Origin of the sequence: Zwartia vadi, from assembly GCF_030410375.1 — a bacterium.
GTDB classification, from domain to species: Bacteria; Pseudomonadota; Gammaproteobacteria; order Burkholderiales; family Burkholderiaceae_B; genus Zwartia; species Zwartia vadi.
This window is the reverse complement of sequence record NZ_JAUHHE010000003.1, coordinates 140,296-157,897: the sequence shown is the minus strand read 5'-3', so window position 1 is coordinate 157,897 and position 17,602 is coordinate 140,296. Positions and strand designations below refer to the sequence as shown.

Annotated in this window: 11 protein-coding genes; 9 read left to right on the top strand and 2 right to left on the bottom strand. The window is 53.7% G+C overall.

The features are described 5' to 3' along the window. Positions 1-3: 3 nt before the first annotated feature. Genes sdhA through QWY27_RS03745 form a run of 4 tightly spaced genes read left to right on the top strand, consistent with a single transcriptional unit; the run spans position 4 to position 4,144 of the window. The gene (gene sdhA / locus QWY27_RS03760; RefSeq protein WP_290194864.1) at positions 4-1,782 is read left to right on the top strand and encodes a succinate dehydrogenase flavoprotein subunit; all 1,779 of its coding nucleotides are present in this window, start codon (positions 4-6) and stop codon (positions 1,780-1,782) included. Positions 1,783-1,804: 22 nt separating this feature from the next. Continuing rightward, on the top strand, positions 1,805-2,521 hold the full coding sequence (locus QWY27_RS03755) for a succinate dehydrogenase iron-sulfur subunit (RefSeq protein WP_290194862.1): 717 nt from the start codon (positions 1,805-1,807) through the stop codon (positions 2,519-2,521). Positions 2,522-2,533: 12 nt separating this feature from the next. After that, entirely contained in the window at positions 2,534-2,794 is a 261-nt protein-coding gene (locus QWY27_RS03750) for an FAD assembly factor SdhE (protein ID WP_290194860.1), read from the top strand. Positions 2,795-2,839: 45 nt separating this feature from the next. Next, the gene (locus QWY27_RS03745; protein WP_290194858.1) at positions 2,840-4,144 is read left to right on the top strand and encodes a citrate synthase; all 1,305 of its coding nucleotides are present in this window, start codon (positions 2,840-2,842) and stop codon (positions 4,142-4,144) included. A gap of 105 nt (positions 4,145-4,249) precedes the next feature. Here the strand turns inward: QWY27_RS03745 and QWY27_RS03740 are convergent, their stop codons facing one another. Further along, positions 4,250-6,535, bottom strand: a complete 2,286-nt coding sequence (locus QWY27_RS03740) for an NADP-dependent malic enzyme (RefSeq protein WP_290194857.1) — start codon at positions 6,533-6,535, stop codon at positions 4,250-4,252. A 397-nt stretch (positions 6,536-6,932) separates the two neighbouring features. On the opposite strand from QWY27_RS03740, the gene QWY27_RS03735 reads away from it, so the two are divergent. The 5 genes from QWY27_RS03735 to QWY27_RS03715 are packed head-to-tail and all read left to right on the top strand — an operon-like array spanning position 6,933 to position 15,039. After that, positions 6,933-9,800, top strand: coding sequence for a 2-oxoglutarate dehydrogenase E1 component (locus QWY27_RS03735; RefSeq protein ID WP_290194855.1), 2,868 nt, complete (start codon positions 6,933-6,935; stop codon positions 9,798-9,800). A gap of 39 nt (positions 9,801-9,839) precedes the next feature. After that, positions 9,840-11,087, top strand: coding sequence for a 2-oxoglutarate dehydrogenase complex dihydrolipoyllysine-residue succinyltransferase (odhB, locus tag QWY27_RS03730; protein WP_290194853.1), 1,248 nt, complete (start codon positions 9,840-9,842; stop codon positions 11,085-11,087). A 12-nt stretch (positions 11,088-11,099) separates the two neighbouring features. Then, complete coding sequence (gene lpdA, locus QWY27_RS03725; RefSeq protein WP_290194851.1) at positions 11,100-12,530, top strand: dihydrolipoyl dehydrogenase; 1,431 nt, start codon at positions 11,100-11,102, stop codon at positions 12,528-12,530. Between the two features lie 48 nt (positions 12,531-12,578). After that, a complete protein-coding gene (gene zapE, locus QWY27_RS03720; RefSeq protein WP_290194848.1) occupies positions 12,579-13,670 on the top strand; it encodes a cell division protein ZapE in 1,092 nt (363 codons plus the stop codon). 10 nt (positions 13,671-13,680) lie between these two features. Then, entirely contained in the window at positions 13,681-15,039 is a 1,359-nt protein-coding gene (locus tag QWY27_RS03715; protein ID WP_290195054.1) for a tryptophan--tRNA ligase, read from the top strand. A gap of 57 nt (positions 15,040-15,096) precedes the next feature. Here QWY27_RS03715 and QWY27_RS03710 read toward each other — a convergent pair whose 3' ends face one another. Next, a complete protein-coding gene (locus QWY27_RS03710) occupies positions 15,097-17,523 on the bottom strand; it encodes a Tex family protein (RefSeq protein ID WP_290194845.1) in 2,427 nt (808 codons plus the stop codon). Positions 17,524-17,602 lie beyond the last annotated feature (79 nt).

Genomic DNA, 17,602 nt, shown 5'->3' with positions numbered 1-17,602 from the left:
GCCGTGGCAGCTGTCAAAACATCTTTACCGCGCCGTCAATTTGATGTGGTGGTCGTGGGTGCCGGCGGAGCCGGTATGCGTTGCTCCTTGCAACTCGCAAATGCGGGCTTGTCCGTCGCCGTTCTTTCTAAAGTCTTCCCAACACGCTCGCACACAGTCGCAGCGCAGGGTGGAATCGGTGCTTCGCTTGGCAACATGAGCGAGGACAACTGGTACTGGCACATGTATGACACCGTCAAAGGCTCTGATTGGCTGGGCGACCAGGACGCCATCGAGTTCATGTGTCGCGAAGCACCCAATGCGGTGTATGAGCTCGAGCACATGGGCATGCCCTTTGATCGTAACCCAGATGGCACGATTTATCAGCGTCCCTTCGGTGGTCATACGGCCAATTTTGGTGAAAAACCTGTTCAGCGCGCCTGTGCTGCAGCCGACCGTACCGGTCATGCGCTATTGCACACGCTCTACCAGCGTAACGTCGCTTCGCGCACGCAGTTTTTCGTTGAATGGATGGCGCTTGACCTGATCCGTAACGATGCAGGTGATGTGTTGGGTGTCACCGCGCTCGAAATGGAAACCGGTGAGATTTACATATTCGAAGCCAAGACGACCGTCATCGCGACGGGAGGTGCCGGACGCATTTGGGCAGCCTCGACCAATGCCTTTATTAATACCGGTGACGGTATGGGTATGGCCGCGCGCGCCGGTATTCCAATGATGGACATGGAGTTCTGGCAGTTCCACCCAACTGGCGTGGCGGGTGCTGGCGTGCTCATCACCGAGGGCGTGCGGGGTGAGGGCGGTATCTTGCTGAATAAGGATGGCGAGCGCTTCATGGAGCGTTATGCCCCAACCCTCAAGGACCTGGCGCCGCGTGACTTTATTTCGCGCTGTATGGACCAGGAAATCAAGGAAGGTCGCGGCTGTGGTCCGGATGGCGCCTACGTCCACCTGAAGCTTGATCACCTCGGTGCTGACGTGATTAACAAGCGTTTGCCCTCTATTTTAGAGATCGGACACAAGTTCGCCAACGTGGATGCGACCAAGGAGCCGATCCCTGTTGTGCCAACCATTCACTATCAGATGGGCGGTATTCCTTGCAACTACAACGGTCAAGTGACGACGTGGGATGGCAAGCAAACCAAGATTGTGAACGGTCTCTATGCGATCGGTGAGTGCTCGGCAACCTCCGTGCATGGCGCAAACCGTCTGGGTACGAATTCGCTTCTCGATTTGATTGTGTTTGGTCGTGCTGCCGGTAACCACATTGTGGCTTCCCATCCAGAGCGACAGCATGCCCATCAGCCTCTGCCCCAAGAGTCTGTTGATTTCTCTCTTGAGCGCGTCAACAAACTTGAACAGCGCAAGACCGGCGAGAAAACACAAGTCGTGGGTAACGAGATTCGCAACGCGATGCAACAGCATTGCGGAGTGTTCCGTACTATGGCCTCGCTCAAAGAAGGTGTGGCAAAGATCGATGCCTTGGCTGAAAAGGTCGATCACATTGCTTTCCAGGACAAGTCCAAGGTCTTCAATACCGCCCGTATTGAGGCGCTTGAACTGAGCAACATGATCGAGGTCGCACGTTCGACGATTCATTCAGCCGCTGCCCGCACCGAAAGCCGTGGTGCGCACGCATTGGATGACTTCCCGCATCGTGACGATGACAACTGGATCAAGCACACGCTTTGGTACTCCGAAGGCAATCGCCTCGATTACAAGCCTGTGCAGATGCAGCCACTCACCGTCGAAAGCTTCCCGCCCAAGACTCGTACATTCTAAGTCAGGATATCTGGAACAAATCATGAGCAAAAAACGCATCGTGAAGTTTGAAATCTACCGCTACGATCCTGACAAGGATGAGCGTCCCTATATGCAGAAGCTCGAAGTCGAGCTGCAGCCAACCGACAAGATGTTGCTGGATGCACTGATTCGCATCAAGATGGATGTGGATGACAGTTTGGCAATGCGTCGTTCATGCCGCGAAGGTGTGTGTGGTTCTGACGCGATGAATATCAACGGCAAAAACGGTCTGGCTTGTACAACCAACATGCTCGAGCTCAGTGAGCCTGTGGTTTTGCGTCCTTTGCCAGGTCTGCCTGTGATTCGAGATCTGATCGTCGACATGACGCACTTCTTTAATCAATATCACTCCATCCGCCCATACCTCATCAACGATACGCCACCTCCTGAAAAGGAGCGTCTGCAGACGCCTGCTGCCCGTGAGGAGCTCGATGGTCTGTATGAGTGTATTTTGTGTGCCTGTTGCTCGACTTCTTGCCCATCTTTCTGGTGGAATCCCGACAAATTCGTCGGCCCTGCCGGATTGTTGCAAGCCTATCGCTTCATTGCGGACACCCGCGATCACGCAACAGCTGAGCGTCTAGACAACCTAGAAGATCCCTATCGTCTGTTCCGCTGTCACACCATCATGAACTGTGTGGATGTGTGTCCAAAGGGTCTGAACCCGACCAAGGCGATTGGAAAAATTAAAGAAATGCTTGTACGCCGCACGGTCTAACAAAGAGCAATCATGGGAACACTATCAGATCAGGATCGAGTTCGGTTGCGTTGGCGTGCCAGACGGGGCCTGCTCGAAAATGATCTGATTCTCACCAAATATCTTGATACTTACCAAGCCAACCTGACGGATGTCGAGGTTGGTGCTCTGACTCAGCTGTTTGAACTGAGTGATAATGAGCTGTTAGACTTATTACTAGGTCGTGTCGAGCCCGAGGGGGCGCTTGATCGACCCGCAGTCAAGATGGTGCTGGCGCAGATTCGCGCGGCATAGACAGCGTCTTGACTGGCTAACCGAATTTAAACGAAGGAATCACGCATGAAACTGTCCGACAAAAAAGCCACGCTCTCGTTCTCAGACGGCAGCCCTTCTGTTGATTTTCCTATGTACGACGGCAGCGTCGGCCCACAGGTGATCGACATTCGCAAGTTGTACGGACAAACCGGTTTGTTTACGTACGACCCAGGCTTTTTGTCGACAGCCTCTTGCGCGTCCAACATCACGTACATCGATGGCGACAAGGGCGAGTTGTTGTATCGCGGCTATCCAATCGAAGAGCTCGCAGTCAACTGTGACTTCATGGACATCAGCTATCTGATCCTGAATGGCGAGCTGCCAGATCCGAAGCAGAAAAAAGACTTCGACACCTTGGTGACGCGTCACACGATGGTCAACGAGCAGATGCACTTCTTCTTGCGTGGTTTCCGTCGTGATGCGCATCCTATGGCTGTGTTAACGGGTTTGGTTGGCGCACTTTCCGCCTTTTATCACGACTCGACTGATATCACCAATCCGCACCATCGTCATGTCTCGGCTATCCGTCTGATTGCTAAGATGCCCACACTGGTTGCCATGGCCTATAAGTACTCCCAGGGTCAGCCTTACATTTATCCTCAAAACAACCTGTCCTACACCGGCAACTTTTTGCGGATGATGTTTGCCACACCTTGCGAAGAGTATGTGGTCAACCCTGTGGTTGAACGTGCTTTGGATCGCATTTTTATTCTGCACGCTGATCACGAACAAAATGCCTCCACGTCGACCGTGCGCTTGTGTGGTTCTTCTGGTACCAATCCTTTCGCTGCGATCGCCTCAGGTGTGGCATGTTTGTGGGGCCCCGCACACGGTGGCGCTAACGAAGCGTGTCTGCAGATGCTCGAGGATTTACAAGCCAAGGGTGGTTTGGCCAAGGTTGGCGAGTTCATGGAACAGGTTAAGGACAAAAACTCCGGCGTTCGCCTGATGGGTTTTGGTCACCGTGTTTATAAGAACTATGACCCCCGCGCCAAACTGATGCAGCAAACTTGCAAAGAAGTACTGGCTGCCTTGGGTCTTGAAAATGACCCATTGTTTAAGCTCGCGATGGAAGTCGAGCGGATCGCGCTTGAGGATCCATACTTTGTTGAGCGTAAGCTGTATCCGAACGTTGACTTCTACTCAGGGATTGTTCAGCGCGCGATTGGCGTACCTACGGCCTTGTTTACAGCAATTTTTGCTCTGGCCCGCACAGTTGGCTGGATTGCTCAATGGAACGAGATGATCTCAGATCCAGAGTACAAGATTGGCCGTCCACGCCAGCTGTATCAAGGTTCGGTCTCCCGTCCAGTTCCCAAGCGTAAATAACTTAATTTATTTACAAAAAAACGCCTGAGAATTTTCAGGCGTTTTTTTTTGCTGGAAGTCACCCTGGAATGTATGGGTGTTTCCAGTAACTCTTGTCAGTCAGCGTTATCGTTGCTCGACCTCCATCTGGGCATCAATCACGGCGAGCGCGGTCATATTGATGACTCGGCGCACGGTCGCGCTGTTCGTCAGGATGTGCACAGGACGCGCAGCGCCCAACAGGACGGGTCCCATCGCAATGCCATTACTGCCTGTCATCTTCAGGAGGTTATAGGTCACATTGCCTGTATCCAGATTTGGCATGATAAGCAGGTTGGCGCTTCCTTTGAGCGTGCTGTCCGGATAGTTGGCCGTACGGATGGATTCGGAAAGCGCCGAATCCGCATGCATTTCACCATCGACCTCAAGCGAGGGAGCGCGTTCGACAATGAGGTGACGCGCTTGTGCCATTTTGCGTGAGGATTCGGTTGGTCTGCTACCGAAATTTGAATGCGAGAGTAGGGCGATTTTGGGAACGATGCCAAAGTTGCGCATTTTGTGTGCCGCTTGGATGGTCATGTCAGCCACCTGTTCAGCGCTTGGATCTTCGTTGACATGCGTGTCGCAAATAAACAGCGTCTGATCGGAAAGCATCAGAACATTCATCGCGGCAAATGTCGAAGCGCCTGGCTGAAGTCCGATCACGTCTTCGACATACTTGAGCTGATTGTCAAAGCGGCTGCTGATCCCGCAGAGCACAGCGTCGGCATCACCGCGCTTGAGAAGCAAGACTGCGATCAATGTGTTGTGCTTGCGGACCATCGCTTTGGCAACAGTGGGTGTCACGCCTTCGCGGCCTTTGATCCGATAATATTCTTGCCAGGATTCGTTAAAACGCGCATCGTCTTCCGGATCGACGATCTCGATATTCTTACCCACCTCCAGACGTAGCCCCATTTTCTTGATGCGCATATCGATCACTGCGGGGCGACCAATCAAAATCGGGAAGGCAATTTTTTCATCTGAGACTGTTTGAGCGGCTCGCAAGACTCGCTCATCTTCTCCGTCTGCGTATATGACCCGCTTAGGCGCGCGCTTGGCTTGCGTAAACAAGGGACTCATCAGCTGACCGGAGTGATATACCATGGCGAGCAATTTCGCTTTGTAGGCCTCCATGTCTTGGATCGGTCTGCGTGCCACGCCTGAGTCTGCGGCAGCTTGGGCGACAGCTGGCGCAATTTGAACGATGAGGCGTGGATCAAAGGGTTTGGGGATAATGTAGTCGGGACCGAAGCTGAGTTCCTGACCCGCGTAAGCTTGGGCCACTTCGTCGCTTTGTTCAGCTTCCGCGAGCTCAGCGATTGCCTTGACGCAGGCAAGCTTCATTTCTTCTGTGATGCTGCTGGCCCCCGCATCAAGCGCGCCGCGGAAAATGAACGGGAAGCACAGAACGTTATTGACTTGATTGGGGTAATCAGAGCGACCGGTCGCGATGATACAGTCCGGACGGGCGGCTTTGGCGATTTCAGGTCTGATTTCGGGTTCTGGGTTCGCCAAAGCCAAAATCAAAGGCTTTGGCCCCATGCTTTTAACCATCTCTGCGTTCACAACCCCTGGTGCCGAGCAACCTAAGAACACGTCGGCTCCCGCCATGGCATCGGCCAGGGTGCGAAGCGTTGTTTTTTGTGCATAGCGCTTTTTGTTTTCTTCCATTTGCGCATCGCGACCCTCGTAAATCACACCGCGCGAATCGCAGACAAAAATGTTTTCTTTCTTGATGCCGAGATGGACAAGCAAATCCAGGCAGGCAATGGACGCTGCACCCGCACCGGATACGACAAGTTTGACCTGATCCATTTTTTTGCCGACAACCTTCAGCCCGTTCATGATCGCAGCCGAGGAAATAATGGCTGTGCCGTGCTGGTCATCATGAAAGACCGGAATTTTCATCCTTTCGCGCAGCTTGCGTTCAATGTAGAAACATTCAGGAGCCTTGATATCTTCGAGATTGATTCCGCCCAACGTGGGTTCAAGCGCCGCGATGATTTCCACGAGCTTGTCGGGATCGGTTTCGGCAAGCTCGATATCGAACACATCGATGCCCGCGAATTTCTTAAACAGGCAGCCTTTTCCTTCCATGACAGGTTTGGCCGCGAGTGGGCCGATATTTCCCAAGCCCAACACGGCTGTTCCGTTTGTGATGACGGCCACCAGATTGGAGCGAGAGGTGTATTTGGCTGCGGCTTCATCGCCTTGTGCATGAATGGCCATACAGGCGGCAGCAACGCCGGGTGAGTAGGCTAGGGACAAATCGTCTTGGTTGGCCAGTGGCTTGGTCGGTGTGACGGAAATTTTGCCAGGTGTCGGGTAGGCGTGATAGTCAAGGGCGAGCTTAGAAAGATTTTCGTCCATAGCTTTCTTCAAGAAGGAGAGTGAATAAAAGTGAAGTCAAGCTTACAGGCAAGCGCAGCATCTGGCATCAAATCGGTGCGTATTTCGATTTTGCGGCGCAGCAATTGTCTTGCGCTGCGACATGAATATATTGCGACGCAGCATTTTTAGGCCTCATTAAACTTTGTTGGTAGTGGCAGTGTCTGTGGTGTTCGTCTGACGCTTGGCTGCGCAAGCGTTGATTTCTGACAAGAATATCGAAAACAATTAAAAGCTTGGGGTTATACTTATATGCCGGCTCTTAAGGCTATTAAACAACCGCCTTCTGCCCCGCTATCCGCAAATCGGTTTGGCCGAGAAAACGGAAGGTATTCCTGCATCGTAACGGGTGAAGCACCCGAATAGGTGAAGCGCTAAAATGTCATCAGAACTCGAATCTCTACAAAACTCTTACCTCTTTGGGGGCAATGCGCCCTACGTAGAAGAACTCTACGAAGCCTATCTGGATAATCCAGGTTCGGTTCCTGATAATTGGCGGAATTATTTCGACCAGTTGCAGCACATGCCGGCAACGGATGGCCAGGAAGCGACTCGCGACCAGGCCCACGCACCCATCATCGAATCCTTTGCACAGCGTGCAAAAGCCAATGCTTTTGTTCAGCGTGGTCAGGAGCCCGATCTTGCGGTCGCGATGAAACAAGTCCACGTTCAATCCATCATTGCCGCGTATCGTTCGCTCGGTTCACGTTGGGCAGACCTTGATCCTCTTAAGCGGCATGACCGCCCGAGCATCCCTGAATTGGATCCGGCATTTTATGGTTTGACCGAGGCAGACCTCGATCAGGTTTTCTCTGCCACCAATACGTATTTCACCAAAGCGACAACGATGACGTTGCGCGAAATCTTGAAAGCGCTGCGTGATACCTATTGCCGCTCGATCGGTGCGGAGTTCATGCACGCCTCGGATCCCGCCGTGAAGCGCTGGGTTCAGGAGCGCCTCGAGTCGACACTCGGCGCCCCGACTTTTACAGCTGACCGCAAGCGTCACATCCTGCAGCAACTGACCGAGGCCGAAGGCCTTGAGCGTTTCCTCCATACGAAATATGTGGGTCAAAAACGCTTTTCGCTTGAGGGCGGAGACAGCTTCATCGCCTCGATGGACGAAGTCGTCAATCACGCTGGCGAGTCAGGTGTTCAGGAAATCGTCGTGGGTATGGCTCACCGCGGACGTTTGAATATGCTGGTCAACATCATGGGCAAAATGCCCGGTGATTTGTTCGCCGAGTTCGAAGGTCACCATGCCGAAGGTCTGACCGATGGCGATGTGAAATACCACAACGGTTTTTCCAGCGATTTGTCCACGCGCGGTGGTCCGGTCCATCTGTCACTGGCTTTTAACCCCTCCCACCTCGAGATTGTGAACCCAGTCGTCGAGGGCAGTGTGCGCGCTCGCCAGGAGCGTCGTGGTGCCGATGGTTACAAGCAAGTCCTGCCTGTTTTGGTGCACGGTGATGCCGCCTTTGCAGGTCAGGGTGTTGTGATGGAAACACTCAACTTGGCTGAAACTCGCGGTTACGGTACGGGTGGTACGGTTCATCTGGTGATTAATAACCAGATCGGTTTCACGACTTCCGATCCACGCGATACCCGTTCGACCATCTACTGTACCGACGTCTCCAAGATGATCGAGGCGCCCGTTTTCCATGTGAACGGTGATGATCCCGAAGCAGTGGTCTTTGCCACGCGTTTGGCACTGGATTTCCGCATGCAGTTCGGCAAGGATGTCGTCGTGGATATCGTCTGTTTCCGTAAACTCGGTCACAACGAGCAAGACACGCCTTCCCTGACTCAACCTCTGATGTATAAGACGATTGGCGCGCATCCCGGTACACGTAAACTCTATGCCGACAAGCTCGTCGCACAGGGCGTACTCAAGGAGGGCGATGCCGAGCAGCTTGTCAAAGACTATCGTCAGTACATGGAAGACGGTCGCCGGACGATCGAGCCCGTTTTGACTGACTACAAGAGCAAATATGCGATTGATTGGTCACCATACCTTAATGCCAAGTGGACCGATCAGGCCGATACGGCTGTGCCGATCACAGAGCTCAAGCGTATCGGTGAAAAGCTGACCGTTGTACCTGAAGGATTTACTCCGCATTCGCTGGTAACCAAGCTATTGAATGACCGTCGCGCGATGGCGCGAGGGGAGATGAATCTTGACTGGGGGATGGGCGAGCACTTGGCCTTTGCAACCTTGGTAGCCGCAGGCTATGCCGTGCGCATCACGGGTCAGGACTCAGGACGCGGTACCTTTACGCACCGTCATGCTGTGCTTCACGATCAAAATCGTGAGCGTTGGGATGATGGTACTTATATTCCATTGCAGCACGTGGCGGATGGTCAGGCACCTTTCACGGTGATCGACTCCGTCTTGTCCGAAGAAGCCGTGCTGGGTTTTGAATACGGTTACTCTTGCGCAGATCCCAAGACACTCACAATTTGGGAAGCGCAGTTCGGTGACTTCGTCAACGGCGCCCAAGTCGTGATTGACCAGTTCATCGTTTCTGGAGAGGCGAAGTGGGGTCGTCAGTCAGGCTTGACGATGATGTTGCCGCACGGTTACGAAGGTCAGGGCCCGGAGCACTCTTCTGCACGTATCGAGCGTTTCCTGCAGCTTTGCGCAGACAACAATATCCAGGTCGTTCAGCCTACCACAGCTGCACAGATTTTCCATCTGTTGCGTCGTCAGATGATTCGCCAATTCCGCAAGCCCTTGGTGATCCTGACACCCAAGTCGTTACTTCGTAACAAGGATGCTGGTTCGCCTTTGTCCGATCTGGCAACTGGACGTTTCCGTCCAATCATTGCCGAGGTGGACGAGTCCATCAACGCCTCTTCCGTCAAGCGTGTCTTGGTCTGTTCGGGCAAGGTTTATTACGATCTCGTCAATGGTCGTCGTGAGCGCAAAGACAACTCTGTTGCGATTATTCGCGTTGAGCAGTTGTATCCCTTCGCGCACAAGACTTTTGAAGCCGAGTTGCGCAAGTACCCGAAGGCAACGGAAGTGGTCTGGGTTCAGGACGAGCCACAGAATCAAGGTCCTTGGTTCTATGTTCAGCATCATCTCTATCAGAACATGACTAGTGGTCAAAAACTTGGTTATGCAGGTCGCGCAGCGTCTGCCTCGCCTGCCGTCGGTTATCTCGCCAAACACCTCGAACAGCAGAAAGCGCTGGTCGAGCAGGCGTTTGGCAAGTTCAAGACTTTCATGCTGACGAAATAAATCCAGAAAACGCATTCATCCAATTACGGAAAAAATATAATGGCAATCACAGACGTTGTTGTTCCACAGTTATCTGAATCGGTGTCAGAAGCGACACTTTTGACCTGGAAAAAGAAGCCTGGCGAAGCTGTGCAGGCTGACGAGATCCTAATCGAAGTTGAAACCGACAAAGTCGTTCTCGAGGTTCCTGCTCCCGCCTCTGGCATCTTGTCTGAAATCGTCAAAGGTGATGGCAGCATGGTCACTTCTGGTGAAGTGCTCGCGCGTATCGATACGGATGGAAAGGCAGTTGCGTCGGCTGCCTCCGCCGCGCCCGCTGCCGCTGTTGCCGCACCTGTCGCTGCCCCCGCCGCCCCCGCCGCCCCAGCTTCTGCCTCAAATTCCGCAGCAGGTATTGCATCTCCTGCCGCAGCTAAGATCCTGGCTGACAAGGGTGTTTCAGCTGCTTCGGTTGCTGGTTCGGGACGCGATGGCCGCATTACCAAGGGCGATGCGCTTGGTGCCTCTTCTGCACCTGCGGCTCCAGCTGCAGCGCCAAAAGTCGCGCTTGCGAATCCCTCTGTTCCGATGACACAGTCGCTTGATGGTCGTCCAGAGCAGCGTGTGCCAATGAGCCGTTTGCGCGCCCGTGTTGCCGAGCGTCTGTTGCAGTCGCAGCAAGATAATGCCATTTTGACCACCTTCAACGAGGTCAATATGCAAGGCGTGATTGACCTGCGTAACCTCTACAAAGACAAGTTCGAAAAAGAGCACGGCGTCAAGCTTGGTTTCATGTCCTTCTTTGTGAAAGCTGCTGTTGCTGCGCTGAAGCGCTACCCAATTTTGAACGCCTCTGTTGATGGCAAGGACATCATTTATCACGGTTACTTCGACATCGGTATCGCCGTAGGTAGCCCGCGCGGTCTGGTGGTACCCATCCTGCGGAATGCGGATCAGTTGACGATCGCTGAAATCGAAAAGACGATTGCTGACTTTGGTAAACGTGCTTCCGAAGGCAAGCTCGGCATCGAAGAGATGACTGGCGGTACATTCTCGATCTCGAACGGTGGGGTGTTTGGTTCAATGCTCTCGACTCCGATTATCAATCCACCGCAATCCGCGATTTTGGGTGTGCATGCAACTAAAGAGCGTGCCGTGGTTGAAAAGGGTCAGATTGTGATTCGTCCGATCAACTACCTTGCGATGTCTTATGACCACCGCATTATCGATGGCCGCGAAGCGGTTCTGGGCTTGGTCGCCATGAAAGAGGCGCTCGAAGATCCGCAGCGCATGCTGCTTGAAATCTAAGCTGGAAAATTTATGTCTTCGAATCAATTTGATGTCGTAGTGATTGGTGCAGGCCCCGGCGGATATATCGCCGCGATCCGTGCAGCCCAACTGGGTAAAACCGTCGCATGTATTGATGCCTGGCAGAACGGGCAGGGCGGTCCTGCGCCAGGTGGTACGTGCACCAACGTAGGATGCATTCCCTCCAAGGCTCTGTTGCAATCGTCCGAGCATTACGAGCAAGTCAACCATCACTTTGTTGAGCATGGTATCGAGGTCAAGGGCGTCTCGCTCAAACTCGACAAAATGATCGGTCGTAAAAATAGCGTCGTGAAGCAAAACAACGATGGCATTTTGTATCTCTTCAAAAAGAACAAAATCACGTTTTTTCACGGCAAGGGCTCGTTTGTGGGCCAAACAGAAGGCGGCTGGGCGATCAAGGTTTCGGGTACGACCGAGGCTGATATCGTTGGCAAACACGTCGTGATCGCAACGGGATCATCCGCACGCGAGCTGCCCGGTTTGCCCTTTGACGAGCAACAGATTCTGTCCAACGACGGTGCCTTGAATATCGGCGCGGTGCCCAAGAAGTTGGGTGTCATTGGTGCTGGTGTCATTGGTCTTGAAATGGGCAGCGTCTGGCGTCGACTCGGTGCTGAAGTCACCGTTTTGGAGGCCATGCCTGAGTTTCTGGCTGCGGTTGATACGCAGGTCGCCAAAGAAGCGCACAAAATTTTCACCAAGCAGGGCCTATCCATCCATATGGGCGTCAAACTTGGCGAGATCAAAGCAACGGCCAAGCAAGTCACGGTTCCCTACACGGACGCCTCAGGCGCCGAGCAAAAGCTCGTCGTCGACAAGCTTATTGTCTCAATCGGCCGCGTTCCTTACACCGGTGGTCTCAATGCTGATGCCGTGGGTCTCAAGCTCGACGAGCGTGGTTTTATTGTGGTGGATGCTGACTGCAAAACCAACTTGCCTAATGTCTGGGCGGTAGGTGATGTGGTGCGCGGCCCCATGCTAGCCCATAAAGCCGAAGAAGAGGGTGTTGCAGTCGCCGAGCGTATTGGCGGACAACATGGTCATGTCAACTTTGACACGATTCCTTGGGTCATCTACACCTCGCCTGAGATCTCCTGGGTGGGCCAGACTGAGCAACAGCTCAAAGCCTCTGGACGCGCTTACAAGGCTGGAAGCTTCCCCTTCCTGGCCAATGGCCGTGCACGCGCTTTAGGCGATACGACTGGTTTCGTGAAGATCCTGGCCGACGCGGTGACCGACGAAGTGCTTGGTGTGCACATTATCGGTCCGATGGCCTCTGAGCTGATCGCCGAAGCTGTGACCATCATGGAGTTCCGTGGTGCAGCCGAAGACATCGCACGCATCTGTCATGCGCATCCGACCTTGTCAGAGTCCATGAAAGAGGCAGCTTTGGCAGTTGACAAGCGTACCCTCAATTTTTGATGCGTCTTTACTGACGTACTTTTCCGGAAGCACTTTTGTGCGAATCCTTTGAACGTTCTTCAATATTATGAGAGCAGTCTGGCTGAGCGCGGTTATCAGCCAGACCCCGCTCAGCGCGTCGCCATTGAGCGTTTGCAAAAGTATTTTGATGACTGGATCGCCTTTAAAAGTGATCGTTCCAGTGCAGTCAAACGCCTGTTCAAGCGACCCGACGTACCAAGAGGTGTTTATCTTTGGGGAGGTGTCGGGCGCGGGAAAAGCTTTTTGATGGACGCGTTCTATGCGACCGTTCCCGTCAAGCGTAAGACGCGTTTGCATTTCCATGAGTTCATGCGTAGCGTGCATCGTCAGCTCGACGAAGTCAAAGGCATGCAAGATCCTCTCGATGAGGTTGCCAAGCGGATTTCCAAGCGCTATCGCTTGATCTGTTTCGATGAGTTTCATGTCTCGGATGTCGCCGATGCCATGATTCTTTACCGCCTATTACTCAAATTTTTCGAGTACGGAACGTCATTCGTGATGACGTCCAATTACGAGCCCTCATTGCTCTACCCTGACGGTTTGCATCGCGATCGGATTTTGCCCGCAATCGCCTTGATTAAAGACCGGATGGATATTCTGAATGTGGATGCGGGGATCGATTACCGTCGCCGTACGCTCGAGCAGGTCAAGTGTTATCACACGCCGTTGGGCCCCCAGGCAGACCAAGCGTTGCAAGACGCTTTTGCTCAGTTATCCGACACCCCGCCGCAGGATCCCGTGCTGTTGATTGAGCACCGGGAGATCACCGCTAAAAAACGTGCGGGGAGTGTGGTTTGGTTTGATTTCGCAACCTTGTGCGGCGGTCCGCGCTCACAGAACGACTATCTCGAGATCGCGAGCCGCTTTCATGCGGTGATTCTATCCGAGGTCCCCAAAATGGGACCCAAACACGCCTCAGAGGCGAGAAGATTCACTTGGCTGATCGATGTGTTCTATGATCACAAAGTCAAATTGATCATGTCAGCTGCGTGTGAGCCAGAGGAGATTTACACCTCCGGTCCAATGTCCAACGAGTTTCATCGCACCGTCTCGCGCATTTTAGAGATGCAGTCCAAAGAGTATCTGGACTCCGAGCAGCGCGATACAGTGAGTCTTTAAGGTCGATATGATGAATACGCGCGTTCTCACCGGCATCACGACGTCGGGTACCCCGCATCTTGGAAATTATGTTGGTGCGATTCGTCCCGCGATTCAGGCAAGTCTTGAGAAAAATGTAGATGCGTTTTTCTTTTTGGCTGATTATCACGCCCTGATCAAATGTGAAGATGCTGAGCGAATCGCGCGTTCGCGTCTTGAAATCGCTGCGACTTGGCTGGCTGCTGGCCTTGATCCGGAGCGTGTCACTTTTTATCGACAGTCTGATGTGCCCGAAATCCCCGAGCTCTGCTGGATGTTGACGTGTGTGACCGCCAAGGGTCTCATGAATCGTGCGCATGCTTACAAAGCCTCTGTTGATCAAAATATCGCCAAGAGCGTTGATCCTGATGACGGCATTAATATGGGGTTGTTCTCATATCCCATTCTGATGGCCGCGGATATTTTGATGTTCAATGCGCATAAGGTACCCGTGGGGCGTGATCAGACGCAGCATCTTGAGATGGCACGCGATATCGCTCAACGGTTTAATCACTTGTTCGGGCGCGGCAAAGATTTTTTCGTTCTGCCTGAGGCGGTCATCGCCGAGGATGTGGCGACCTTGCCTGGCTTGGACGGTCGTAAAATGTCCAAGAGTTATAACAATACTATCCCCTTGTTTGAGGGGGGCGCCCGTGCGCTCAAGGCAGCCGTTGCGCGCATTGTGACGGACTCGCGCGGGCCCGGAGAGCCCAAGGATGCAGAGGCATCGCATCTTTATCTGATTTATAAGGCTTTTGCCAAACCAGCAGAAACAACTGCGTTTCACCAAGAGCTGACGCAGGGAATGGGTTGGGGGGATGCCAAACAGAAGTTGTGTGGGCGGATCGAGCAGGAGCTTGGGCCGTTGCGCGAAAACTATGAAAATCTGATGGCACATCCTGGTCGAATCGAAGACATTCTTCAGGAAGGAGCGCGCAAAGCCCGTGCGATTGCCACCCCCTTTATGCATGAATTGCGTCAGGCAGTCGGGTTACGCACACTCGCTACTGAGTCAAACTCACGTCCAGCCAAGCAAGGCAAAGGCGGGGGGAAGGGCGCGCGCTTCGTCAGTTTCCGCGACGAGGCAGGTCAGTTTCGCTTTCGCTTTCTCGATCATGAGGGAACAGAGCTTTTTTCGTCTGTGGCCTTTGCAGATCCCAAAATGGCGGGTGCAGCGATGCGCGCACTTCAAACCGGTCATCTCGACGCAATCATCACGCTCACCGGCGATTTTGACTTTACTTTAAGTCTTGATGGGTCTGTCGTGGCTGTGGGCGTGACAAGTGCGTCTGCGGCGCAGCGCGCAGAGCGACTCGACGTACTGCATGCGAGCTTGCGTCCATCCGAGTGACCGCAGTGCTGCGTAGATCGTAGCGCTGCGCACTCTGAACTATCTACTTTCTTTTCTTTATCTCTTAAGCTTGGCAAAAGCCGCGGCCATCGCGCCCTGTCCTGCCGGTTCAGCCAGGCCGCCACGGTTAGGTTTTGAACCTACCTGTCCATTGGCAGCCCCAGCACTATTTCGATTTTTTCCGGTTGCCTGTGTAGCGCCTGACGAGCGGGCAGGCGGTGCTTCATCATTGAGACGCATGGTCAGTGCGATCCGTTTACGCGCGATGTCTACCTCTTGCACGCGGACTTTTACGGTTTGACCCACGCGAACGACATCTCTCGGATCTGAAACAAACTTTTCAGCAAGAGCAGAGATATGTACCAAACCATCCTGATGAACGCCGATATCCACAAAGGCTCCAAAGTTCGCGACGTTGGTGACGACACCTTCAAGAATCATGCCGGGCAGGAGGTCGTTCAGCGTTTCAACGCCTTCTTTGAAGGTGGCGGTCTTGAACTCAGGACGCGGATCCCGGCCAGGCTTCTCTAGTTCGAGCAAAATATCGCGCACGGTTGGAATGCCGAAACGTTCATCAGTGAACTCCGCAGGCGACAGGCCTTTAAGCTTTTCCCGATTGCCGATGACTTCTTTCATATCAGCAGATATTTTCTTGAGAATCCGCTCGACAACGGGGTAGGCTTCCGGATGAACGGATGAGGCGTCAAGAGGGTTGTTACCGTTGGGTATGCGCAAAAATCCAGCCGCCTGTTCAAAAGCCTTTTCACCGAATCGCGATACTTCCTTGAGAGCGGCACGATTGGGGAAGGCGCCTTTTTCATCTCGGTAAGCCACGATGTTTTTTGCCAGCGTGCTGTTTAGGCCCGAGACGCGTGTCAGCAAGGCGGCAGAGGCAGTATTGACATCGACGCCAACTGCGTTCACGCAGTCTTCGACCACGGCGTCCAGAGAGCGCGCCAGCTCACGCTGATTCAGATCATGCTGGTACTGTCCCACTCCGATTGCTTTAGGTTCGATTTTGACCAGTTCAGCCAGAGGATCTTGCAAACGACGTGCGATCGAGGCCGCACCGCGCAAACTCACATCAAGATCGGGAAACTCAAGCGCTGCCAGTTCAGAAGCGGAGTAGACCGATGCACCTGCCTCCGAGACCACCACCCGCGTGAGTTTGAGGTCGGGCTGCTCCGTCATCAAGTCAGCCACGAGCTTTTCAGTTTCACGCGAAGCGGTGCCGTTGCCGATGGCAACCAGTTCAATTTTGTGGCGACGAGCGATCGCAGCGAGCGTCGCAAGCGATCCTGCGCGATCACGTCGCGGTTCAAAAGGGTAGACCGTCGCGGTCTCAACGAGTTTGCCGGTGTGATCAATGGCGGCAACTTTTACTCCCGTGCGAATGCCGGGATCAAGTCCTAAAACGGCTTTGGGACCTGCGGGTGCAGCAAGCAGCAGATCTTTGAGATTAGCAGCAAACACTCGTATAGCCTCGGCTTCGGCGCTTTCACGCAAGCGCGTAATCATCTCGGTCTCGAACATAGTGAGCAGCTTGACACGCCAGGTCCAACGGGCGACGTCAGCCAGCCATTTGGCGCGCGGGGAGGGCGCGGCATCGAACAGATCCCGCCCCAGCTTAAGAAACTGCGCGACCCGCTCAACGCAAGGGTGGGGAACCAGAACATCTTGACTGGCTTCAAGACCGATCCGCAGTTCCAGCACGCCTTGTTGACGACCTCGGAGCATCGCCAGCACCCGATGCGACGGAAGCGTGCGCAAAGGTTCGCAGAACTCGAACCAGTCACGGAAGTTGGCGCCCTCGGCTTCCTTGCCTTCGGCAACCTTTGAATACAAGTAGCCATGAGACCATAAGTGCGTGCGCATATCGGCCAGTAAGTCGGCATGTTCAGCATAACGCTCGGCCAGAATATCTCGTGCCCCATCAAGGGCAGCCTTGGGTTCGGTAATATTTGCATCCGGATTTAAATATTGCGCGGCAAGCGCAAGGGGGTCGCAATTCAACTCGGCCAGGATGGCGTCAGCCAAAGGCTCGAGGCCTGCTTCGCGGGCAATTTGGGCGCGTGTACGGCGCTTGACTTTGTAGGGGGCGTAAAGATCCTCGAGCCGCTGCTTGGTATCCGCCTGTTGAATCGCTTGTTCGAGTTCAGGCGTGAGCTTCTGTTGTTCGGTTATTGAGGCCAGAATGGCAGCCCGTCGCTCCTCAAGGTCTCTGAGGTAGAGCAGTCGGGTGTTGAGATTGCGTAAAACCGTATCGTCCAGCCCGCCAGTTGCTTCTTTGCGATAACGGGCGATAAACGGGACCGTTGCGCCATCCTTTAGTAATTCGATCACAGCTGAAACTTGTTGCGGTCTGATGCCCAGTTCCTCGGCTAGTTGAGCCGTGATGCGCAACTCGGCCTGCTCGGCGGTGACAGGGGCAGCAAAAGAAGGCGCTGCGGGGGAAGTGGGCTGTTTAGTACTTGAATCGCTCATTATTTCCAGAACTATGTAGATTGCGGCAAACGGACGATTTTGCCACAAGACCGAATCCGACTCTTATTCAACGGGGTAT